The following is a 23067-nucleotide window of genomic DNA, read 5'->3' as shown; positions in this document are numbered from 1 at the left end:
CGCCGAGTAGCGTGGGCACCATTAGCAACAAACGTCTGAGTATGTAGGTGAGCATCGTTTCGTCCTCGCTAGTGCGCTGCACCGGACGACGCCGGCTGCTTCTGGTACCAGTAGTTGATGATCCAGTCTTCGTATTGATACGAATCCGGCACGATCTTCGGATGATCGAACGTGCTCTTGTAGGCAATACGCGCGTTCGGCAGGTAGTACTCCGGGACGAGGATGTACATATTGATCAGCACCCGATCGAGTGCATGGATCGCGGTTTCGAGGTCGTCGAGCGACTGCGCGTTGAGCGCCGCGGCGATCAGCGCATCGACAGCCTTCGAACGCACGCCAGGATAATTCTCCGAGCCAGGTTGCGACGCCGCCGCACTGCCGAACCGACGTGTCAGTTCCGCGCCCGGAATCGTCACCGGGTTGTAGATCAGCGTCGTCATGTCGTACTCGAAATTGTCGAGCCGCTTCTGGTACAGCGCGCTGTCGATCTCGCGCAGATGGGCCTGGATGCCGAGCATCGCGAGCGCCTGCGTATACGGCAGGATGATGCGGTCCATCCCGGGCTGGTCATCCATGATCTCGATCGTCATCGTCGTGCCGTTCGCATCGCGCAGTGCGCCGTCGCGATAGTGCCAGCCGGCCTGCGCGAGCAGGTCGCGGGCTTCGAGCAGGTTCGCACGCTGCGAACGCGGCGGCAGTGTCGACGGTTGCTGGGTCATCGGTCCGAACACCTCGGCGGGCAATTCGGCACGAAACGGCTCCAGCAATGCGAGTTCCTTGTCGGTCGGCACGCCGGTCGCCTTGAATGGGCTCGCCTCCCAGAAGCTGTTGGTGCGCCGGTACTGGTCGGAGAACATCATCCGGTTCATCCAGTCGTAGTCGAACGCGAGTGTCAGTGCGTGACGTACTCGCACATCCTTGAACATCGGTCTGCGCATATTGATCAGCAGGCCCTGCATCTGCGCAGGACCATCCGGGAAGGTGGCTCTCTTCAGCATCCCGTTGCGAAAATTCTTGCCGACGTACTTGCGTGCCCACGTGCTCGAGCTGTACTCCATGCGTGCGTCCGTGTCGCCCGCCTTGAACGCCTCGAGCTGCGTGTAGTGATCCAGATAGAGCTTGAACAGGACGCGCTGGAAGCGGAACATCCCGCGCCGGGTCGGCAGGTTCGCTGCCCAGTAGTTCGGAATGCGGACATACGAAATCTGCTTGTCGTTCTGACGCCGATCGATCAGATACGCGCCGCTGGCGATCGGCGGCACGTTCGCGATCTGGTCGAACGGTGGACGCTTGCCGTTCGCGTCCATCCCCCACTTCGGCGAGAACACTGGCAGGTCGCCGGCGATCAGCGGCGCGCTGCGATCGGCGCGAACAAAGTCGAAGCGGATCGTCTGCCGGTCGACGACCGTCGCCCGCTTGATAATCGAGAACTGCGCACTGACGACCGGCGACACTTGCGGACTGGTCAGCGTGTCGAACGAATACTTGACGTCGGCGGCGGTGATTGGATCGCCGTTCGAGAAGCGTGCGGCCGGATTCACATGGAAGGTCGCGGACAGACTGTCCGGCGCCACTTCGACGTTGTCGGCGATCAGCGCGTACGACGACGCCAGTTCGTCCCAGCTGCGCTGCATCAGCGTGTCGAACATCAGAATCTGGATGTCAGGCGCGGGAGAACCGCGCAGGAGGAACGGATTCAGCGAATCGTAGCTCTGCGCGGGGCCATAGTTTTCGTAGTTCAGGGTGCCGTTGGCCGGCGCGTTGGGGTCCGCATAGTCGAAATGCGTGAAACCGGGCGGGTATTTCGGCTGGCCGTACTGCGCGAGCCCAGAGACAGCCAGCGCCGTCTCCGGCGCCATGACGCATGCCGTGAGCGCCACCAGCAGCGCCGCGGCTGCCCGCGTGATCGGCTTCGCACGCGATGTTGCAAATTTCATCATCCGTCCGGTCGTGAATACGTGGATATATGAATACGTCGGCACGCGGCCGACGTTGAATCGATACGACGCCACCAGGCTCGACACATTCACTGCGCATCGAACCCGGCAGACTGTCAGGCAAATGAAGCGGGCCGTTCCCGCCGATAACCGGAGACTGGAACGGCCCGTCAGATGCCTGCTAGGCGTGAGGCTACATCAGAATTTATAAGTCGCGCCAATTTGCGCAAAACGGCCGATGTAGGTGTACAGCGACGTATCGTAGCCCGTCTGGTAGCTCGAGTTCATGAAGACCGGGTCGAACGGCGGCGCACGATTGAAGATGTTGTCGATGCCGCCGTAGATCGTCCAGTGCTTGAAGCCCGTGTAGCTGACCATCAGGTTGAACTGGCTGTACGACGCCACGCTGTTCTGCATGTTCGGGTATTGGCCCGGCGACAGGATGGCCTGGCTGTACGGGCCCGTGAACATCCACGTCAGCGTCGCGTTCCACTGGTTGTGATAGTTCCAGTTCAGGTTCGTGTTGCCCTTCCAGCGCGGGAAGCTGCCGCCGAACGGCTCGTTCAGCGAACCATTGTTACCCGCGAAGTCCGTCGACACACCGCCGATCGGCATCTTGAAGTGCCACACGTAGGCCCAGTCGCCCGACAGCGTGAAGGTACCGATCTTGGTCGCTACCGACTGCCGGAACGTCGTCTCGAAGCCATCCGTATCGAGCGATGCCAGATTCATGTACGGCAACCGCACGTAAGAAATCGAACCGTTAGGGCCACGAACGACGTTCGCCGGATCGTTCTGGTCGACCACCGTCTGAATGTCTTCCGTGCCGATCACGTTGTCGATATGGATCTTGTACCAGTCGAAGCCAAAGTCGGTATTGCGGGTCGGCGACAGCTGGAAGCCGACGTTATAGTTCTTGGTCCGCTCCGGTTGCAGCTTGCTGTTCCCGGCCTGCACTTCCTCGACGAGCTTGTAAGCGTTCGGCTCGTTCGGATCGTTCGCATCCACCGCACCCTGCGTGCCATATGTCTTGGACGAGCTGTTCTCGATCAGCGTCGGCGCACGGAAACCGCGGTTGTACGAACCGTACATCGTCAGTTCGCGGATCGGCTGGAAGCGCAAGGCGAAGCGCGGCGAGAAAGCACCGCCGAAGTCGCTGTAGTGGTCGTAGCGGCCCGACTGGCTGAACGTCAGGTTCTTCAGGATCGGAATATCGACCTGATAGTAGACCGCCGCGACGTTGCGCTGGCCGTCGACCGATTGCAGCGCCGGATTGATCAGCGAGCCGTTCACGTAGTTGGCGCCCGTGCCGACGTACTGGCTCTGGTGCATGAACTGCGTCCCGAGACCCAGTCCAACGTTACCCGTGGGCAGCGTGAACAGGTTCGGCGTCGACAGCGTCGCGTCAACCGCGTCGAGCTTCGTGATGGCCTGCGTCTGCGTACTGCCGTACAGCCCGTTCAGTCCGTTCGGCGTCGCCGATGGATTGGCGAAGTTGAACGTGCCGTTCTGGATGAGGTTCTCCAGTGCCGCGGCGTTGATCAGATTCGTATTGTTGTTCGACACTGTGTTCTGCGAATGGGTGTAGGACGCTGCCCAATCCCAGTCACCCACGCTCGGCGTGCTGAACGATCCCTTGACCCCCGTCGCGGCACGCCAGAAGTTCGAACTGGTACGCACCGCCTGCGCGTTCGGGAACGCATAGACCAGCTTGGCCGGCACGCCGAATGGGTTGTACGGGTTGCTGCCCGGCACCAGATTGGAGACGGGGCTGAGGCCGCCCGTCGCAGGATCGAAGGTCTGCGTGCTGTTGCCGAGCCGGCCCACGAAGTTGTTCGTGTTCGTGGTGTTGTTGCTTTCCCACAAATCGGCGAATGCCTGCATCGCATCATTGATCTTGAAGTCGGCGTGTACCTTCGCGCTCAGGCGTTCAGTCCACGGCGACAACGATGACGCGTACGCGGTGTTGTTCGCGCAAACTGTGCCAGGGCCGTTGATCTGCGCGACCGAGGTACCCGACACCGCCTTGCCGCCGTTCGGACAGGGGTTGAGCGGCACCTTCGCGCCGGTGGCGGGGTCACGCCAGTACGACACGGTCTGGTTCGACAGCCCACCCGGGAAATTGGAGAAGTCCTGGTTCTGCGTCGTATCGCGATCCGCGATCGAGATACCGTTCGCCTTGTAGTAACTGAGTGCGGCCGTGACGTTGAAACGGTCCGAATTCAGATCGCCGATGCCGCCGAGAACGCTGAACTTCGTCGTGCCCTGGCCGCCATAGCCGTTGGTCGCACCGCCGTAGCTGCCGCCCAGTTCGAGACCCTGGAAGTTCTTCTTCGTGATGATGTTGACCACGCCCGCGATAGCGTCCGAGCCGTATTGCGACACTGCACCGGTCTTGACGATTTCGATCCGCTCGATGATGTTGAGCGGGAGCGTGTTCAGATCGAAGAACTGGTCGCTGCCGTTCACTGCAAACGCATACGGCGTCACCCGCATGCCGTCGACCAGCACCAGCGTGTACTTTTCGCTGAGACCGCGCATCGCGATGCCCGCGCCGCCCGGCGCAAAGCTGTTCGTCGAGCCTTCCGCCCAGCTGCTCGCTGAGTTCGCCGAGGTGCTGCGAAGATAGTCGGCCACGCTGTTATGACCGCTGTTCTCGATGTCCTTCGCGGTGACCGTCTGGACCTGATTGAAACCAACCTTGTCGGCGCTACGGATCAGCGAGCCTGTCACTTCGAAGCGCTTGAGTTGCGCAACGCCGTCCTTACCCTTCGTGATCGTATTTTCCGTCGCAGGGGTAGCGGCGGTGGCGGCGGCCGCGCCCGGGGTTGCACCGGACGCACTGCCCTTGGCCGTCGACGGGGTGTTCGTCTGCGCGACGACCACCGGGTGCTGCGACAGCGTGTCAGCTGTCGCAGCGGGGCCGGCCGTGGGTTGGCTCTGTGCGAAGGCCGGTCCGGCCAGCGTGGCTGCAAACGCCAGTTCGGCCCAGACGATGCGCCTGATCGCTACGGCCAATGCTCTTTGTTTCATTGTTCCCCTCTCACTCGTCGGTAAGATCCAACCGGTTTCGTGCCGCGAATCACCGTTCGGCGGCGCGTTACGCACGGCGTTTCGGCGCCGTATCCTTTCTGGTGCCCTGAAGCCCACTGCCTGAATTGCCTGTGCAGGTGCCGGCGCGACCATCGCCTGCCCCGCTTGAAACACTTCGTTTTCACTGCCGGTCAGTGCATTCACCGCCACGTAACGATTTGATTCGTATACCTAACTGGCGATAAAAGACCTGTCCCGGTCGACATATTCGTTCTCTAATGATTCGTTATGCTTATTTCATTGACCAAACCGTCCGTCTTCTATCCCGACTGCCGGCCGTGCCACTCGTTTATCGCCACCCGCGCGGCTTGTCGATTAACACGCTGCCAAACCCCGGTTTTAACGATTGGTATTAACCCCAATAGATTCGGGTTAATACCTATCTTTCACCTGAATTTCATTCTCACAGCACCAAAAGCACTGCCTTCGTTATGCAATTGCATGAAATCGTAGGTAATAAAAGAGAGGGTATCGTAGGCAGAACAACGGTTCGGCGTAATATAGCTTTCGATTTCCTGTTGGGTGCAGAAGATATCAGGTCAGAAATTTACCCGTCAAACTTTATTTGATCGGAATATAAAAAGTTTGGCACATTACATTTAACTTTCACAGACGAAAGCCGTTTCGGCAGCCCACACAATTCCCGATTGAGGCACGATGCCGGGCCCTGCTAACGTAAGTAGCCTCCCCTTCGCCGCCATCACGCCCGATGAAACCCTGGCCGCTCGATCAGCACTACACGTTCCGCCATCAGACCGTGCGTTTTCGGGTCGAAGGCAGCGGTCCGCCGCTCGTCCTGATACACGGCACGCCGTTCTCATCGTATGTATGGCATCGCATCGCGCCGCATCTCGCGCGGTTGCGGACTGTGTATCTGTACGATCTGGCCGGCTATGGCCAGTCGGAAATGCGGCAGGGACAGGATGTTTCGCTGGGGGTGCAGAACGCGCTGCTGGCGGAACTGCTCATCCACTGGCAGCTCGACCGACCGGACGTCGTCGCGCACGACTTCGGTGGCGCGACCGCTTTGCGCGCTCATCTGCTCGGCGGCTGTGAATATCGCAGTCTCACGCTGATCGATCCGGTGGCGGTCGCTCCGTGGGGCTCGCCGTTCGTGCGACACGTGCGTGAGCACAGTGCAGCATTCGAGGGACTGCCGCCGTATATTCACGAGGCCATCGTCAAGGCGTATGTGCGCGGTGCCATTGCACGCGACATACCGGACGGCGAGCTCGCGCCCTACGTCTCACCGTGGCTCGGCGATACGGGACAAGCCGCGTTCTACCGGCAGATCGCGCAGATGGATCAGCGTTATACCGACGAGGTTGAAAGTCGCTACGCGCAGATACGCTGCCGCACGCAGATTCTCTGGGGCGAGGACGACCAGTGGATTCCTATTGAGCGCGGCCTTCATCTAGCCAGCATCGTGCCGGGTGCGCGTTTCGTTCCCGTGGCGCGCGCCGGGCATCTGATGCAGGAGGATGCGCCTGAGGCGATCGTCGCGGCGGTGCTTGATTTTCTTGCGGCTTGACTCGTTGCCTGATCCCCGGCCACGACCCGTGGCTCAACCCGCCAACCGATCCGACCCAGCCCCTCACCGCCCACCATTAAGCTTGCGCCACAGCGTCGTCTTGCTGATACCAAGCGCCCGGCATGCCTCGTCGCGATCGCCGCCGCACGCATCGAGTGCTGCCTGCACCTGCTCCGCCTCGACCCGCCGGCTGCGCTGACGCAACGTCAGCGCGGCCGCTACCTGCTGCGCGTGCCCAAACACCTCGGGTGCAATCGAATGAAGCATGTCGCGCGTCAATGCCGGCACGCTCGCAGCGTCGTCACGAGCAGGTTCGCTATCGGCGAGTTCGACCGCGATTCGTTCGATCACATTCTGCAGTTCCCGCACATTGCCCGGCCACGCATGCTGTCGCAGCGGCTCGCCGATCAGCTCGAGCACGCGAGCCGCATCGTCGCGCGTGCGAATGCGTGCGGCCAGCCGTGGTTCGCGGCGCGCGGCCTGCCGCAGTAACTCGGCGGCGAGCGGCATCACGTCGGGCAAACGCTCGCGTAACGGCGGCAACACGAGATTCAGGATGTTGAGCCGGTAGTAGAGATCGGCGCGGAACATGCCGGCATCGACGGCGACTGTCAGCGCACGATGCGTGGCCGCGACAACGCGGATATCGATGCGCGTCGGTTCGGTGGAACCGAGCCGCACGACTTCGCGCTCCTGCAGCACGCGCAGCAACCGGCTTTGCAGCGGCAGCGGCATCTCGCCGATCTCGTCGAGAAACAGTGTGCCGCGGTGCGCCGCCTCGATGAGTCCTGCCTTGCCGCCGCGCCGCGCGCCGGTGAAAGCGCCCTCTTCGTAGCCGAACAGCTCGCTCTCGAGCAATGCCTCAGGAAACGCGCCGCAGTTGATCGCCACGAACGGAAAATCGCGCCGCGCGCTGATCCGATGGATACCCTGCGCGACCATTTCCTTGCCGGTTCCGCTCTCGCCGAGTATCAGCACGGTCGCCTCGGATTTCGCATAGCGCTGTGCGAGCTGTCGCACGCGTTCGATCGCCGCGCACTCGCCGACCAGATCGTCGAGCCGGTAACGCGCAACGAATTGCTGCGCGCGCTGCCGCGAACGCAACGTCCGATCGAGCCGCTCGACCGCACGCGACTCGTGAAACGTCAGCACGCTGCCGGTCGCCGTATCCGGTCCCGCACCGACGAGCGGCCCGCGATGCACGACATACCCGACACCGCGCACGGTCTGCAGCGTCTCACCATCCGCATCGGGAATCGCGCCGGCCAGATCCGGCGCGACCGCGAGCAGCGACTGCCCGACGGCCGCCGCCGCATCGATGCCAAGTGCAAGTGCAAGCTGCTGGTTGATCGCTTCGACGCGGCCCTGCGCATCGAGTGCGACGACGCCGTCGCGCAGGTGCTGCAACACGTTGTCGAGGCGCTGGCGGCGCAGCGCTTCGCTCGACGTGGCCTGCGCGACGTCGAGCGCCGTATCGAATGCGGCACGCACCGACGCACGCGAATACAGGAACACCGCGCCCATGCCCGCCCGCGCGGCCAGGTCGGTGACGAGGCCCGGCCCGACGATCGTGCCGATGCCGCGATCGCGCAGATCGAGTACGCAGACCTCCGCGTCCTGCGCGGACTGATACGACGCAAATACCACGTCGATGCCGTAAGCCGCGACGAAGCGGCGCACTTCGGCCGGTGTTTCACCGTGCGTCACGAGCGCGACCGGCGAAGCGTCGCGGCGGGCTCGCGCGAGCGCATGCATCACGTCGAAACCGGTCGGGTGAACGAGCACGACCGGCACCTGCACGCGCGCTTTCAGATACGTGCCGTTCGAGCCCGCCGCAACCACGATGTCCGGCCGCTGCGCGCCGGCTGCGGCGATTTCGGTGACCGCGTCTTCATAGCCGCGCGACACGAGCCGCAGTTCGGCGCGACTGTCGTATTCGCCGGCAATGTCGCGAAACAGGTCGCGCAGTTTGCTGATGCCGATGGCCCAGATGCGAGGGCGCGGGCGGGTGTCGAGAGGACGGTTCATAGTGGAAAAGCGCGATGTTCGTGCAGCAACGATTATGAACCATTCTTCCATTTGTGAAATTTCATATTTCATAAATGGAATTTTCAGCCCCCACAGCTACGGACAGTTCCGGCGACGAATCAAGCACTTGGGCGACCCCACGCCCGCTGGCCCGGTCCTTGCACAACACGACGCCATTGTTATCAGGAGGCTTCATGAGCGCAGCACATCGATCCCCGGCCAGCGCCGGCGCGCAGTTCCGCACGGCAGTCGCCGAAGGGCAACCGTTGCAGGTAGTCGGCACCATCACCGCTTATGCGGCGAAGATGGCCGAAGCGGTCGGCTTCAAGGCTGTGTATCTGTCGGGCGGCGGCGTGGCCGCGAATTCGCTCGGCGTACCCGATCTCGGCATCAGCACGATGGACGATGTCCTGACCGACGCGCGCCGCATCACCGATGCGACCAACCTGCCACTGCTGGTCGACATCGACACTGGCTGGGGCGGTGCCTTCAACATCGCGCGCACGGTCCGTTCGTTTATCAAAGCAGGCGTTGCCGCTGTGCATCTCGAGGATCAGGTCGGGCAGAAGCGCTGCGGCCACCGGCCGGGCAAGGAATGCGTGCCGACCGCTGAAATGGTCGACCGCGTGAAGGCCGCCGTCGATGCGCGCACCGACGATCACTTCGTGATCATGGCCCGCACGGACGCCGCCGACGCCGAAGGCATCGACGCCGCGATCGAGCGCGCCATCGCGTATGTCGAGGCTGGCGCCGACATGATTTTCCCGGAAGCGATGCGCACGCTCGACGACTACCGCCGTTTCAAGGCCGCTGTAAAAGTGCCGATCCTCGCCAACCTGACGGAGTTCGGTTCGACACCGTTCTTCACGACAACCGAGTTGCGCGAAGCGAACGTCGATATCGCGCTGTACTGCTGTGGCGCCTACCGCGCGATGAACGCCGCAGCGCTGAACTTCTACGAGACGGTGATGCGCGACGGCACGCAGAAAGCCGCCGTCGATACGATGCAGTCACGCGCCGATCTCTATCGCTACCTCGGCTATCACGCGTACGAGGACAAACTCGACGCGCTGTTTGCCGCACAAAAGTAACCGCCACTGTAACGAACACAGCCGGAGAAACACGATGAGCGAAGCAGACAACAGCACCCCGAACGCAGGTGCGTTCAAACCGAAAAAGTCCGTCGCCCTGTCGGGCGTGACGGCAGGAAACACGGCTCTGTGCACAGTCGGCCGCACGGGCAACGACCTGCACTACCGCGGCTACGACATCCTCGATATCGCCGGTGCGTGCGAATTCGAAGAGATCGCCTATCTGCTCGTGCACGAGAAGCTGCCGAACACCGCCGAACTCGCCGCCTACAAGACGAAGCTCAAGGCGCTGCGCGGGCTGCCCGCCAACCTGAAGGCCGCGCTCGAATGGATTCCCGCCTCGGCCCACCCGATGGACGTGATGCGCACCGGCGCATCGGTGCTCGGCACGGTACTGCCGGAGAAGGACGACCACAATCTGCCCGGCGCACGCGATATCGCGGACCGCCTGATGGCCTCGTTCGGCTCGATGCTGCTCTACTGGTATCACTACTCGCATAACGGCAAGCGCATCGAGGTCGAGACCGACGACGATTCGATCGGCGGGCACTTTCTGCACCTGCTGCACGGCGTTGCGCCGTCGAAGTCGTGGATCGATGCGATGCATGTGTCGCTGAACCTGTACGCCGAGCATGAATTCAACGCCTCGACCTTCACCGGTCGCGTAATTGCCGGCACGGGTTCGGATCTTTACTCGGCGATTACCGGTGCAATCGGTGCGCTGCGCGGTCCGAAGCACGGCGGCGCAAACGAAGTCGCCTTCGAGATCCAGTCGCGCTACACGAACCCCGATGAGGCAGAAGCCGACATCCGCAAGCGCGTCGAGAACAAGGAAGTCGTGATCGGCTTCGGCCATCCTGTGTACACGATCTCCGATCCGCGCAACAAGGTGATCAAGGAAGTGGCACGCAAGCTGTCGAAGGAAGCCTCGAACCTGAAGCTGTTCGATATCGCGGAACGGCTCGAGAGCGTGATGTGGGATGTCAAGAAGATGTTCCCGAATCTCGACTGGTTCAGCGCCGTGTCGTACCACATGATGGGTGTGCCGACAGCGATGTTCACGCCGCTGTTCGTGATCGCGCGCACGGCCGGCTGGAGTGCGCACATCATCGAACAGCGCATCGACAACAAGATCATCCGGCCGAGCGCAAATTACACCGGCCCGGAGAACCTGAAATTCGTGCCGCGCGCGAAACGTTGATGTGAAGCGCTGATGTGAAGCGCTGATCGGGAAAAGGGGATAATTGCCGCTGACGTCCTGCGATGTCCGACAAGACGCCCCCTGCAGAGCACGACATTCTTATATTCCCCACGGTATGAACACTGCAAACCGCAAACCCCTGCCAGGCGCGAAGCTGGACTTCTTCGACACGCGCGCCGCAGTCGAGGCGCTCCAGCCGGGCGCGTACGACACGTTGCCGTACACCTCGCGCGTGCTCGCTGAAAACCTCGTGCGCCGTTGCGACCCGGCATCGCTCGATGCGTCGCTCAGGCAGATCATCGAACGCAAGCGCGACCTCGACTTTCCGTGGTTCCCGGCACGTGTGGTCTGCCACGACATTCTCGGCCAGACCGCGCTCGTCGATCTCGCCGGCCTGCGCGATGCGATCGCCGCACAAGGCGGCGATCCGGCACGGGTCAATCCGGTTGTGCCGACGCAACTGGTGGTGGACCACTCGCTCGCGGTGGAATGCGGCGGCTTCGATCCCGATGCGTTCGACAAGAACCGCGCCATCGAAGACCGGCGCAACGAAGACCGCTTCGACTTCATCAACTGGACCAAGAAGGCGTTCAAGAACGTCGACGTGATTCCACCCGGCAACGGCATCCTGCACCAGATCAACCTGGAGCGAATGAGCCCCGTCGTGCAGGTGAAAGACGGCGTCGCGTTTCCCGATACTCTGGTCGGCACCGATTCGCATACGCCGATGGTGGATGCGCTCGGCGTGATCGCCATCGGTGTGGGCGGGCTCGAAGCCGAAAGCGTGATGCTAGGGCGTGCCTCGTATATGCGGCTGCCGGATATCGTGGGGGTGGAACTCACCGGCAAGCCCGGCCCGGGGATCACGGCGACCGACACCGTGTTGTCGCTGACCGAATTCCTGCGCAAAGAAAAAGTGGTCGGCGCGTATCTCGAGTTTTATGGCGAAGGCACGGCGAACCTCACGCTCGGCGATCGCGCCACGATCGCTAACATGGCACCTGAATTCGGTGCGACGGCCGCGATGTTCTACATCGACGAGCAGACTATCAAGTACCTCAAGCTCACGGGCCGCGACGACGAACTCGTCAAACTCGTCGAAACGTACGCGAAGGAAACCGGTCTGTGGGCCGACAGCCTGAAGACTGCGCAATACGAGCGCGTGCTGAAGTTCGATCTTTCCACTGTGGTTCGTACGCTCGCCGGCCCGTCGAATCCGCATCGCCGGTTGCCGGTGTCGGAGCTGGCCGCACGCGGGATCAGCGGCAAGGTCGAGAACGAACCGGGGCTGATGCCCGACGGCGCCGTGATCATCGCGGCCATCACGAGTTGCACCAACACCAACAATCCGCGCAACATGATTGCCGCGGCACTGCTCGCGCGCAATGCCAATCGACATGGCCTGACGCGCAAGCCGTGGGTCAAGAGTTCGCTTGCGCCGGGCTCGAAAGCAGTCACGCTTTACCTGGAAGAAGCGAAGCTGCTGCCGGAGCTGGAGCAGCTCGGCTTTGGCGTGGTCGCGTATGCGTGCACGTCGTGCAACGGCATGTCCGGTGCGCTGGACCCGGTGATCCAGAAAGAAATCGTCGAGCGCGATCTGTATGCGACTGCCGTGCTGTCCGGCAACCGTAACTTCGACGGCCGCATTCACCCGTATGCGAAGCAGGCTTTCCTCGCCTCGCCGCCGCTGGTGGTCGCGTATGCGATTGCCGGCACGATCCGCTTCGACATCGAGAAAGATGTGCTCGGCACCGACGCCGCGGGCAATCCGGTGATGCTCAAGGACATCTGGCCATCCGACGAAGAGATCGACACGATCGTTGCTTCGAGCGTGAAGCCGGAGCAGTTCCGCAAGGTGTACGAGCCGATGTTTGCCGTCACCGCCGACACCGGCGAGCGCGCCGATCCGCTGTACGCCTGGCGCCCGATGAGTACGTACATCCGCCGCCCGCCGTATTGGGAAGGTGCGCTGGCCAGCGAGCGCACGCTCGCGGGCATGCGTGCGCTCGCCGTGCTCGGCGACAACATCACCACCGACCACTTGTCGCCTTCCAACGCAATCCTGCCCGATAGCGCATCGGGCGAGTACCTCGCGAAAATGGGCTTGCCGGAGGAAGACTTCAACTCGTACGCGACTCACCGCGGCGATCACCTGACCGCGCAACGCGCCACCTTCGCCAACCCCACGTTGAAGAACGAGATGGTGCTGGAAGACGGCAAGGTGAAGGCCGGCTCGCTTGCCCGCATCGAACCTGAAGGCAAGGTCACGCGCATGTGGGAAGCGATCGAAACCTATATGGAACGCAAGCAGCCGTTGATCGTGATTGCCGGGGCCGACTACGGCCAGGGCTCGTCGCGCGACTGGGCTGCTAAAGGCGTACGTCTGGCCGGTGCTGAAGCGATCGTCGCCGAGGGGTTCGAGCGCATTCACCGTACCAATCTGGTCGGCATGGGTGTATTGCCGCTCGAGTTCAAACCGGGTGTGAACCGTCTGACGCTCAGTATCGACGGCACCGAAACCTTCGATGTAACCGGCGAGCGCAAACCGCGCACCGATCTCACGCTGGTGATCCATCGCAAGAACGGCGAGCGCGTCGAAGTGCCGGTAACCTGCCGTCTCGATACCGCGGAAGAAGTGTCGATCTACGAAGCAGGCGGCGTGCTGCAGCGCTTTGCGCAGGACTTTCTTGAGTCGTCGAAAGCAGCGGCTTGATGGACAGAAACAACGACGCACAGCAGTGTTGTGTTGTGCGCCGAGCTTGATACGCGGGCGATGCAGTGATGGTCCGCCCGCGTCTTAACAGGACAAAACTACGCCATGGCACACGTACCGCAAATCAAGATTCCCGCCACCTACATGCGCGGCGGCACCAGCAAAGGCGTGTTCTTCCGTCTGCAGGATTTGCCCGAAGCCGCGCAGACACCCGGCGCAGCGCGCGATGCTGTGCTGCTGCGCGTGATCGGTAGTCCAGACCCGTACGGCAAACAGATCGACGGCATGGGCGGCGCGTCGTCGAGCACGAGCAAGACCGTCATCATTTCGAAGAGCAGCAAGCCCGATCACGACGTCGACTACCTGTTCGGTCAGGTGTCCATCGACAAGGCGTTTGTGGACTGGAGCGGCAATTGCGGCAATCTGTCAGCCGCGGTGGGGCCGTTTGCCATCAGCGCCGGGCTCGTCGATCCGAGCCGGATTCCGCACAACGGTGTGGCCATCGTGCGTATCTGGCAGGCCAATATCGGCAAGACCATCATCGGTCACGTGCCCATCACCGACGGCGCGGTGCAGGAAACCGGTGGTTTCGAACTGGACGGCGTGACCTTCCCCGCCGCCGAAGTGCAACTCGAGTTCATCGATCCCGCCGCCGAAGAAGAAGGCGTGGGCGGTGCGATGTTCCCCACCGGCAATCTGATCGACGATCTCGATGTGCCGGGCGTCGGCACGTTGAAGGCCACCATGATCAACGCGGGCATTCCGACGATTTTCGTCGACGCTGAGGCGATTGGTTATAAGGGCACCGAGTTGCAGGACGCGATCAATAGCGACGACAAGGCGCTGGCGAAGTTCGAGACGATCCGCGCGCACGGTGCGGTGCGCATGGGGCTGATCAAGCATATCGATGAAATCGCGACGCGGCAGCACACGCCGAAAGTCGCGTTCGTCGCGCGACCTGCCGGGTATGTGGCCTCCAGCGGCAAACAGGTTGCTGCTACGGATGTCGATTTGCTGGTGCGCGCGATGTCGATGGGCAAACTGCATCACGCGATGATGGGTACCGCTGCCGTCGCCATCGGCACCGCAGCCGCGATTCCGGGCACGCTCGTGAATCTCGCCGCTGGTGGCGGCGAACGCCAGGCGGTGCGCTTTGGTCATCCGTCGGGCACGCTGCGCGTCGGTGCCGAGGCCAGCCAGGTAGACGGCGAATGGGTCGTGAAGAAAGCCATCATGAGCCGCAGTGCGCGCGTGTTGATGGAAGGCTGGGTGCGGATTCCCGGCGATACGTTCTAAGATCCACGCATGCGACAAAGCACTAGCCCCGACGACTCAAACGCCGGGGCTAGTGCTTTATGCGGAGCTGAAATCTAGTGAAGACGCCGGCAGTTTGCAAGGAAGCCGGCGTTGCTTCATTTCACGCGAGCAAATTCAACCTTGCTTGCCCGGCAGATACGGCATCGGATCGACCGGCTTGCCGTCGCGCCGCACTTCGAACAACAACGCAACACGCGAATTGTTTTCGTCGCCCATCTCCGCGATCTGCTGCCCTTGCTGCACGAAATCGCCGGTCTTCACGAGCAGCTTGCGGTTGTGCGAATAGGCCGTCAGAAAATCCTTGTTGTGCTGGACGATGATCAGGCTGCCGTATTCGTTGAGCCCGGTGCCGGCATACATGACCTTGCCACTGGCCGCCGCACGGATCGGATCGCCCGGCTTGCCGCTGATCTCGATGCCACGCGTTTCACCAGGCTGGAACGACTCGACGACCTTGCCCTGCGCAGGCCATGCCAATGCGACACGGCTCGCGTGACGGGCGGTCTGTGCCATCACCTGACGTTTGACTGCGGGATCGGGGGCGGCGGAGGTATCCGTCGTCGCTTCCGCTGCCTTGGTGCTCGACGCGCTCGATGTGCTCGACGTACTTGCGACTGGCGCATTCGAGGTGCTCGACGCGCTCACAGGCTTCGCCGTTTGCGAAGAAGCATCGGTGCTCCCCGCATCGGGCGGCGACAGACGCAAGGTCTGCCCGGCCTTCAGACGACCCGCGCGCTTCAGGCCGTTCCACGTCTGCAGATCGGCCACGCTGCAATTGTGATCTTGCGCAATGCGACTCAACGTATCGCCGCGCTGGACCTCGTAGAACTGCGCCGGCGCCGGCGTAGCTGCCGGCTGGCTGGCTGCTACCGTCGGCACCGCGGTGCCAGACGCAACTGCCGTAGATGCCGACGCGACAGGCGCTGCGCCGATGGTCTGCGGGTTCTGCTGTGCAACGTTCGTACACCCACTCACTACGATCGCGAGCCCAAGGCTCACGAGACCGATCTTCGTGATGTCGAAACGACTTCCCAACATGTTCGACTCCTGCTCGATTTGCCGGAACCGATGCTTCCGACAGACGCGCTACCACGCGACAGCCGCAACCGGTCCCGATCATGCATCCAGCCGGCTTCAGCACGCAAAAGCGCACAAAGCCCCTCGTTCGTCTCTAAACGGGGTCGGACTGGCATTCAACCTTCAGGGCGCCATTGTAAAATGCGCGTCACAAAAATCTGCGCCGGAAACACAAACTGATACAAATGAAATGTTTAAGCTTGGCGCGCAGTGCGGACGCGGACGCGGGCACATCGCCAGTTTCCTGACGACGGCCCGGCGAGCGGACTAAATGAGGGAGAAAGCGAACGAAACAGGTCAGCTGTAGTACTGCCCCTGATACAGCACATAACCCACCGGATGATGCGTGAAGTGCAGCACGGCCAGCACGGGGTTGTCGTTGTCTTCGGTGGGATAGGCGCTGGCTTCGGCGATGTACTCGCCCTGCGCCTCGATGGGCTGGCCTGCCTGCAGGCCAGGAATTTCATGAGCCAGCCCTTCGCTGTCGCCGAAACGCACCGCGAGGAAGACTTCGGTGCCGACGAGATTCTGGGTGCCGCCGTCGAACTTCACTACCTTGTCGATCGTTACGATGAACTGCTGATGGTTCGCGCCATGGTGATTCTCGGGGCTGGGAAAAACGCGGCTGATGGTGCCTTGAATACACGCGAGCGGTGCAGCAAGCGACGGGGCAAAACGATGATGCGGAAGGATCTGGTTCGCGCGGTTGGTCATGAACTTCGTTCTCCGGGGAAAGGAACGCAGCGGATCTGCATGCCGATAGTACGGTGATGCGGGTAGTACGACCACGCGGCGGCCAGATCGATCCCTATCCGATGTACATTCAATGCGCACCGCCCTCGCTATCCAGGTGCGACAGATGCACTTCGTTATAACGTGCCCCCGCTACCGCTTGCGGCGGAATGGCTGCTTCGATCCGCGCCAGCTCTTGCGCATCGAGTTGCAGGCCCGCAGCGGCAAGCGCATCGGTCAACTGGGTCCGGCGGCGCGCACCGACCAGCGGCACGATATCGTCGCCGCGCGACAGCGCCCATGCGATCGCAAGTTGCGCCGGATTGCTATGACGCGTTTCCGCGATCGCGCGCAACGTCTCCACCAGCGCGAGATTGCGGTCGAGATTTTCGCCCTGAAAACGCGGGCTCACGCTACGGAAATCGCGCTGCTCTCCACGCGCCTTCGACCACTGTCCACCGAGCAGCCCACGCGACAGCACACCGTAAGCCGTCACGCCGATGCCGAGTTCGCGACAGGTCGGCAGAATCTCCGCTTCGATGCCGCGCGACATCAACGAGTATTCGATCTGCAGATCGCCGATCGGTGCGACAGCCTGGGCACGCCGCAGCGTCGCCGCACCGACTTCCGACAGACCGATCTGCCGCACATAGCCCTCTTTGACCAGATCGGCGATCGCGCCGACCGTGTCCTCGATCGGCACCGACGGATCGAGCCGCGCCGGCCGATAGACATCGACATAATCGGTGCCGAGGCGGCGCAACGTGTAAGCGAGGAAGTTGCGAATCGCTACCGGTCGCGTGTCGTTGCCGGCCCATCCGTTGGACGGATCGCGCAGCGCGCCGAACTTCACGCTAACCTGCACGTTCTCGCGCTGCCGCCCGCGCAACGCATCGCGGATCAGCATTTCGTTGTCGCCCATGCCGTAGAAATCGCCGGTATCGAGCAAGGTAATGCCGGCGTCGAGCGCGGCGTGTATCGTTGCGATGCTTTCTTCGCGGTCGGCGGGACCGTAGAAATCGGACATGCCCATGCAGCCGAGACCGATGGCGGAAACGTGCGGACCCTGGCGGCCGAGTTGACGGGTGTTCATGGTGTTAGCTCCAGAATGTTTTCGAACGGGCGCACATCCGGACCGATAATGCGGTTCGCGCGGAACGGCCCATGTGCATGAACGCTATTCTGCGTAAGCGGCGTCAATCGATAAATGCGCGGTGTTCGATCAGTCTGTTCGACGGGCGTTAACAGTCGCGGTGCTTCAGGACCATTACGTCCGTTATGCTCTTGCCCCGCCCACCCGAGCTCATGGAGTCATGCTCATGGATCACCTGCAGGCGATGCGAGTCTTCGCGCGAGTCGCGCAGCTCGGCAGTTTCTCGAAAGCCGCGGAACAGTTGCAGTTGCCGCGGCCGACAGTCAGCAACGCGATCCAGTATCTGGAGGCGCATCTGCGCGTGCGGCTACTGCACCGTACGACGCGACGCGTCGCGCTGACACCCGAAGGCGCGGCCTATCACTCGCGCTGCATCCAGGTGCTCGCCGATCTCGACGACGCCGAGTCGCTGTTCGCCGATGCGGCCGCCAGTCCACGCGGCGCGGTACGCGTCGATCTGCCCGAGCGGCTCGCGCTGCAAACCGTGATTCCCGCTCTGCCCGACTTCCTGGCGCGATACCCGGATATTCACGTCGTACTCAGCGCAACGGACCGCATGATCGATCTGATTGCGGATGGCGTCGACTGTGCAGTGCGCGTGGGCGAACTGCGCGACACGACACTCGTCGCGCGCCGACTCGGTGCGTTCGAGCAGATCAACTGCGCGTCGCGCGGCTATATCGAACGCTACGGTTTGCCGCGTACACCCGACGATCTCGCCGATCATCAGGCGGTCGGTTTCTTTTCGAGCCGCACCGGGCGGGATCTTGTCTGGGAGTATGAGGAAGACGGGCAGGCACGCAGCCTTGCAATGCGCAGCGCGGTTTCGGTCAACAGCGCGCATGCTTATCTGGCTTGTTGTGTGGCTGGCCTCGGGTTGATTCAGGCACCGCGTGCCGGAATGGAAACGCTGCTGCAAAGCGGCGAACTGGTCGAGGTGCTGCCGCAATGGAAAGCGCCGCCGTTACCGCTTTCGGTGGTGTTTCCGCATGGGAAGCATCTTGCGCCGCGGGTGCGGATTTTCGTCGATTGGGTCGCGAAGTTGCTTGGGGAACCGGACACTGCGCGCGCGGCGAGGCCGAGAAAAGCGCGTGCTGCGCGCGTATAAGAAAACCCGGCTCGCCGGATCAGGTCGCCGGGTCAAACTTGACGCGACGCCACAGCGCCGCGCCATCCCGCCTGAACCTCAAAACTTATGCCGGATCCCCGCGCGCACCGCGAACTGGTTCGCCGCCGACGAAACCCCACCCGCGCCCGGAATATAGGCGTTATCCAACACAGTCCCGGTCTTGTCGCCGCCAACCTTCTGATACGCGCTCTGCACATAAAAGTCGGTGCGCTTCGACAGGTTGTAGTCCGCCATCAGGCCAAGCGTGTGGAACTTCGGCTTCAGGTTGCCCGTCGATGCCTCGTAATTCACGAGCGTAAAGACATACTGCGCACCAACGAAGAAAGTCGGCGTGACCTGATACTTGCCGTTCACTTCGAAGTTCTGGAATTTCAGTGCACTCAGCGTGCCGCCCGCGCCGACCAGCGGCGAGAAGTTGCCCGATGCATCGGTCAGGTAAACCGTGCCCGCCGGATTCTTCACGTTCGTATTGGTGTAGACGAGGCCGACAGTCGCCGAACCAAACGTATACTTGGCGCCGCCGCCGAAAACACGCAGAAGGTCAGACGTGAAGTTCGCATCGTTGGCCGCGATCGCACCATCGCTGCCCACACCCGGATTGTTCGCCTGCAGATAGGCCGCTGCGAGCAGCAGTGGTCCGCGCGTATATTGCGTGCCGATGCTGTACTGGCGATTGTTCGCGAAGTTCGTGCCGTTGCTGAAGCTGTACGTACCGCCGAACTGCAAGCCGGAAATATTCTGACTCGCGTACTTCACCGTGTTGTTCACGCGAAACGAGTTGTCGGTGTTGTCGTTATCGAGCGGATGCGACAGCAGGAAGCCACCCCAGTTGCCGTTCGCTGTCATTTGCGCGAGATAGTCGACGAGCGAATCGTACTGACGGCCAAGCATGACGGTACCGTACCGATCGTCCGCGAGACCAATGAACGCCTGCCGCCCAAACATCCGGCCACCCTGCATCAGCTTGCCGGTGTTCAATTCGAACCCGTTCTCGAGCGTAAAGACCGCCTTCAGGCCGCCGCCGAGATCTTCGCTACCCCTCAGCCCCCAACGGCTACCCTGTGCGTAGCCACTCTGCAACTGATAAGACGCCTGGCCCTGGGCGTTTGTGTTGTTGGTGTAGACGAAGCCCTCATCGATCAACCCAAACAGCGTGATGCTGCTCTGTGCGAAGACGGGTGCGGCAAAAGCGGCGGATGCCGCCAGCGCGATAACCTGCTTTTTCATTGCTATCTCCAAACTCTACGGACAACTTATTTTTTGAGACGGCCCGTCGTTTCAGGTCGCGCCATCCAGTGATGCCGGCGGCTGTGCCCGCGCGACGAACGCAATCCTTACATAATGTAATATTGCCGTCTATTGGCGATTCATGCTCGATGGCCGAAGCGTTGTGAAAGGCCCACGTCGGATGCGTCAATCGGCGGCATTGACGTGATCGAGCGCAGGCGCACGCGTGCGATATCTGGATAGAAAGTTGTGCGGAGTCCGCTCGATGGTGTGCCTCACACGTCCGGGTAATTCGACGAAATATTCCGAACGGCTATCTGTCTGCGCGTGGTGGAACTCGTGAACCAGGGTCGTGTCAGTTTCTACGATGCTGCCGTCGCGCGTTTGTTTTCACGATACGGCGGCACCGGACGATGCACGAGACTCCGCCTGCTCGCAGCGTTGCGTGTATCGTCCGCCTTCCCAATTCAGGTTCATGCCGGCGTGTCCCCCAGGTTTCGCGCGCCGCTGCTACGAACCGCTTTTGTCAACGCGCATGCAAACGTCGTCTTCCCGTCTGATCGAGCTGGATTTTTTTCGTGGACTCGTACTGCTGGTCATCGTGGTCGACCATATAGGCGGCAGCATTCTGTCGCGCTTCACGCTGCATGCGTATGCGCTGTGCGATGCGGCTGAAGTGTTCGTGTTCCTCGGCGGCTTCGCAACAGCGACCGCTTATGCCGCACTCGCCGAACGACGCAACGAGGCCATCGCGCGACAGCGTTTCCTGCGGCGCGCGCTCGAAATCTATCGCGCGTTTCTGATCACCGCGGCCCTGATGCTGCTGGTCAGCGCGGTACTGGTTGCGCTCAGCATCGACGCGCCGAACATGACCACCGACGACCTCAACGAGTTCATCTCCGCACCGCTCGCCGGGCTGCGCGACATCGTGCTGTTCAGACGCCAGCCGTATCTCGCATCGGTACTGCCGATGTACACCTTCTTCGCGCTGACCGCGCCCGCCATCCTGCCGTTCGCACGCCGCAAGCCGTGGTTGCTGCTCGCGGGCAGCGTCGCGCTGTGGGCCGTGGCGCGACCGCTGCAGGGCTATCTGCCGGCCGTCGAAGACGCGCACTGGGACTTCAATCCGTTCGCCTGGCAACTGCTGTTCGTGCTGGGTGCGCTCGCGCGCTATCAACCGGTGTACCAGCGGGTTGCCGCGCATCGATTCGGTTGGCTCGTGAGCCTCGCGGCGCTCGCCATCGTGATCGCCGCGGCGTACTACAAGATATTTATCGAAAGCTCGCTGCCTGATGGCAGCCTCAAGCAGAACCTGTCGTGGTTACGCGTGGGGAATTTTCTGGCGATCGCGTGGCTCGTCGCGAACCTGATCCGCATGGGCATCGCGAAGAAGCTCGCGCAGTGGTTGCCGTGGGTCGGCCTGGTCGGGCGTAAGGGGCTGCTGTGTTTTATCGCGGGTGCGGTGATTTCGCTCGTCGTCGACTCGCTGCTGTATACCGCCACCGACGGTTATCTGAACATACCGCTCGGGCTACTGGCCGACGCCATCGCGGTCAGCGCGCTGCTGCTCGTGGCAAAGGCCTCGGTGCCGCTCGGCCGCGTGCTGGCGCCGCGCGTGCGCATCCCCGCCTGACGGCGGGGTTCGCGCAACGCTGAGCGACGATGCACGACGACACGCGTCGTCTACTGCACCCAGTCCTTCCACAGCACGACGAGTACCGTCATCAGCGCCGGGCCGATGAAAAGCCCGAGCAGACCGAATGTCTCGGCGCCGCCCAGGATGCCGAACAGCACCAGCAGAAACGGCAGGCGCGTCGAATTGCCGATCAGCACCGGCCGCACGAAGTGCTCGGCGACGAACACGACGACCACGCCGAATGCCGCGACACCGATCGCGCCGGCAACCGCCCCCTGCACGGCAAAGAGCCACAACGCGGCGCCGCCGAATACGATCGGCGCGCAAAACGGCAGCATGGCCGCCACCGCGGTGACGAGCGCGAGCAGCGTCGCGTGCGGCACGCCCGCAATGGCATAGGCAACACCGAGCAGCGCACCTTCGCCGAGCCCGACCACCACGAGCCCCGTCACGGTACCGCGCACCGCACCTGCCATGCGCTGGAGGATCTGCGCACCATCAGCGCCAAACGCCCGGCGCGCGCCCTTCAGCAACGCGCCCGACAGGCGCGGCCCGGCTTGGAAGATCACGAACAGCGTGACCAGCGTGAAGCCAAACACCAACAAGCCATGCGCGGCACGCGCGCCGAAATGCCGGCCGAACGTGACCACCGCCTGGCCGTGCAGCCCCTTCATGGCCGGCGATGCATTCAGCGGCTGCGCCAGATTGGCCTGCCACCAGGCGCTGATCTGCTGCGCGCCGAACGGCAGATGCTCGACGAAGGCAGGTAGCGGCACACCATTTTCCTGGATGGTGCGGGTCCAGACGATCAGGTCGTGCGCCTCGCGCGCCGCCTGGGTGATCCCGAGACCGATCGGCAGCACGACGAGCAGCCCGACGGCTGTCGTGAGCACGATCGAAATCAGCGTCGTGCGCCCCTTGAACAACCGGTGCGCTTCGATTGCCCGCATCGCAGGCCACAGCGCAATCGCGATCACGGCCGCCCAGACCACCGCGGGAATGAAGTTGTGCACGACCCATAACGCGAGCACGACCAGCACGCCGTACAGAATCGCGGACGCGATCTGCTGCATCTGGGCACGATTGGGAGAGTGAGGGTCTTGCGACGACGGACGCTGGATCATGGAGCCTCATACGGGTTGCGGAGCTGGCGACGCCGGTTTGCACAGGCGCGGTACACTGCCGTCCGCCCGCGTAGTCCG

General features: G+C 62.4%; 15 protein-coding genes. 7 read left to right on the top strand and 8 right to left on the bottom strand.

Annotated features, from left to right (window positions below; genetic code table 11):
- Positions 1–68: 68 nt before the first annotated feature.
- Both M0D65_RS26850 and M0D65_RS26845 read right to left on the bottom strand, forming a co-directional pair.
- Positions 69–1940: an extracellular solute-binding protein gene (locus M0D65_RS26850; RefSeq protein WP_266255289.1), complete on the bottom strand. Its 1872-nt coding sequence runs from the start codon at positions 1938–1940 to the stop codon at positions 69–71.
- Between the two features lie 195 nt (positions 1941–2135).
- On the bottom strand, positions 2136–4970 hold the full coding sequence (locus tag M0D65_RS26845; protein ID WP_266255288.1) for a TonB-dependent receptor: 2835 nt from the start codon (positions 4968–4970) through the stop codon (positions 2136–2138).
- Positions 4971–5739: 769 nt separating this feature from the next.
- Between M0D65_RS26845 and M0D65_RS26840 the strand changes: the two genes are divergently transcribed.
- A complete protein-coding gene (locus tag M0D65_RS26840) occupies positions 5740–6561 on the top strand; it encodes an alpha/beta fold hydrolase (RefSeq protein ID WP_266255287.1) in 822 nt (273 codons plus the stop codon).
- A 63-nt stretch (positions 6562–6624) separates the two neighbouring features.
- On the opposite strand, the gene prpR is transcribed toward M0D65_RS26840, so the two are convergent.
- Positions 6625–8589 (bottom strand): propionate catabolism operon regulatory protein PrpR, encoded by a 1965-nt coding sequence (gene prpR, locus M0D65_RS26835; RefSeq protein ID WP_266255286.1) that lies wholly within the window; start codon positions 8587–8589, stop codon positions 6625–6627.
- A 194-nt stretch (positions 8590–8783) separates the two neighbouring features.
- Here prpR and prpB point away from each other — a divergent pair, with 194 nt between their 5' ends.
- From prpB to prpF, 4 genes are all read left to right on the top strand, one after another.
- Positions 8784–9680: a methylisocitrate lyase gene (gene prpB / locus M0D65_RS26830; RefSeq protein ID WP_266255285.1), complete on the top strand. Its 897-nt coding sequence runs from the start codon at positions 8784–8786 to the stop codon at positions 9678–9680.
- A 34-nt stretch (positions 9681–9714) separates the two neighbouring features.
- A complete protein-coding gene (prpC, locus tag M0D65_RS26825) occupies positions 9715–10881 on the top strand; it encodes a 2-methylcitrate synthase (protein WP_266255284.1) in 1167 nt (388 codons plus the stop codon).
- Between the two features lie 115 nt (positions 10882–10996).
- Positions 10997–13594, top strand: a complete 2598-nt coding sequence (acnD, locus tag M0D65_RS26820) for a Fe/S-dependent 2-methylisocitrate dehydratase AcnD (RefSeq protein WP_266255283.1) — start codon at positions 10997–10999, stop codon at positions 13592–13594.
- A gap of 105 nt (positions 13595–13699) precedes the next feature.
- Positions 13700–14890 carry a 2-methylaconitate cis-trans isomerase PrpF gene (gene prpF / locus M0D65_RS26815; protein WP_266255282.1) on the top strand — a complete coding sequence of 397 codons (1191 nt, stop codon included), beginning with the start codon at positions 13700–13702 and terminating at the stop codon, positions 14888–14890.
- A gap of 135 nt (positions 14891–15025) precedes the next feature.
- Here the strand turns inward: prpF and M0D65_RS26810 are convergent, their stop codons facing one another.
- From M0D65_RS26810 to M0D65_RS26800, 3 genes are all read right to left on the bottom strand, one after another.
- A complete protein-coding gene (locus M0D65_RS26810) occupies positions 15026–15949 on the bottom strand; it encodes a peptidoglycan DD-metalloendopeptidase family protein (protein ID WP_266255281.1) in 924 nt (307 codons plus the stop codon).
- A 336-nt stretch (positions 15950–16285) separates the two neighbouring features.
- Complete coding sequence (locus M0D65_RS26805) at positions 16286–16702, bottom strand: hypothetical protein (protein WP_266255280.1); 417 nt, start codon at positions 16700–16702, stop codon at positions 16286–16288.
- A gap of 109 nt (positions 16703–16811) precedes the next feature.
- Positions 16812–17813: an aldo/keto reductase gene (locus M0D65_RS26800; protein ID WP_266255279.1), complete on the bottom strand. Its 1002-nt coding sequence runs from the start codon at positions 17811–17813 to the stop codon at positions 16812–16814.
- Between the two features lie 226 nt (positions 17814–18039).
- On the opposite strand from M0D65_RS26800, the gene M0D65_RS26795 reads away from it, so the two are divergent.
- Entirely contained in the window at positions 18040–18981 is a 942-nt protein-coding gene (locus M0D65_RS26795; RefSeq protein ID WP_266255278.1) for a LysR family transcriptional regulator, read from the top strand.
- 78 nt (positions 18982–19059) lie between these two features.
- Here the strand turns inward: M0D65_RS26795 and M0D65_RS26790 are convergent, their stop codons facing one another.
- On the bottom strand, positions 19060–20229 hold the full coding sequence (locus M0D65_RS26790) for a porin (RefSeq protein WP_266255277.1): 1170 nt from the start codon (positions 20227–20229) through the stop codon (positions 19060–19062).
- A 535-nt stretch (positions 20230–20764) separates the two neighbouring features.
- On the opposite strand from M0D65_RS26790, the gene M0D65_RS26785 reads away from it, so the two are divergent.
- Entirely contained in the window at positions 20765–21862 is a 1098-nt protein-coding gene (locus M0D65_RS26785) for an OpgC domain-containing protein (RefSeq protein ID WP_266255276.1), read from the top strand.
- A gap of 50 nt (positions 21863–21912) precedes the next feature.
- On the opposite strand, the gene M0D65_RS26780 is transcribed toward M0D65_RS26785, so the two are convergent.
- Entirely contained in the window at positions 21913–22989 is a 1077-nt protein-coding gene (locus M0D65_RS26780; protein WP_266255275.1) for an AI-2E family transporter, read from the bottom strand.
- Between the last annotated feature and the right edge of the window lie 78 nt (positions 22990–23067).

It is taken from the genome of Paraburkholderia sp. CHISQ3, from assembly GCF_030464945.1.
GTDB classification, from domain to species: Bacteria; Pseudomonadota; Gammaproteobacteria; order Burkholderiales; family Burkholderiaceae; genus Paraburkholderia; species Paraburkholderia megapolitana.
The sequence above is the reverse complement of the archived record's forward strand: the minus strand, read 5'-3'. Positions and strand labels throughout refer to the sequence as shown.

Bases quoted from the DNA above. Each gene is read 5' to 3' on its own strand.
- M0D65_RS26845 (WP_266255288.1), bottom strand. From the start codon at position 4,970: ATGAAACAAAGAGCATTGGCCGTAGCGATCAGGCGCATCGTCTGGGCC.
- prpC (WP_266255284.1), top strand. From the start codon at position 9,715: ATGAGCGAAGCAGACAACAGCACCCCGAACGCAGGTGCGTTCAAACCG.
- prpR (WP_266255286.1), bottom strand. From the start codon at position 8,589: ATGAACCGTCCTCTCGACACCCGCCCGCGCCCTCGCATCTGGGCCATC.
- M0D65_RS26795 (WP_266255278.1), top strand. From the start codon at position 18,040: ATGGATCACCTGCAGGCGATGCGAGTCTTCGCGCGAGTCGCGCAGCTC.
- M0D65_RS26780 (WP_266255275.1), bottom strand. From the start codon at position 22,989: ATGATCCAGCGTCCGTCGTCGCAAGACCCTCACTCTCCCAATCGTGCC.
- M0D65_RS26790 (WP_266255277.1), bottom strand. From the start codon at position 20,229: ATGAAAAAGCAGGTTATCGCGCTGGCGGCATCCGCCGCTTTTGCCGCA.
- prpF (WP_266255282.1), top strand. From the start codon at position 13,700: ATGGCACACGTACCGCAAATCAAGATTCCCGCCACCTACATGCGCGGC.
- M0D65_RS26785 (WP_266255276.1), top strand. From the start codon at position 20,765: ATGCAAACGTCGTCTTCCCGTCTGATCGAGCTGGATTTTTTTCGTGGA.
- M0D65_RS26805 (WP_266255280.1), bottom strand. From the start codon at position 16,702: ATGACCAACCGCGCGAACCAGATCCTTCCGCATCATCGTTTTGCCCCG.
- M0D65_RS26800 (WP_266255279.1), bottom strand. From the start codon at position 17,813: ATGAACACCCGTCAACTCGGCCGCCAGGGTCCGCACGTTTCCGCCATC.
- M0D65_RS26840 (WP_266255287.1), top strand. From the start codon at position 5,740: ATGAAACCCTGGCCGCTCGATCAGCACTACACGTTCCGCCATCAGACC.
- prpB (WP_266255285.1), top strand. From the start codon at position 8,784: ATGAGCGCAGCACATCGATCCCCGGCCAGCGCCGGCGCGCAGTTCCGC.
- acnD (WP_266255283.1), top strand. From the start codon at position 10,997: ATGAACACTGCAAACCGCAAACCCCTGCCAGGCGCGAAGCTGGACTTC.
- M0D65_RS26850 (WP_266255289.1), bottom strand. From the start codon at position 1,940: ATGATGAAATTTGCAACATCGCGTGCGAAGCCGATCACGCGGGCAGCC.
- M0D65_RS26810 (WP_266255281.1), bottom strand. From the start codon at position 15,949: ATGTTGGGAAGTCGTTTCGACATCACGAAGATCGGTCTCGTGAGCCTT.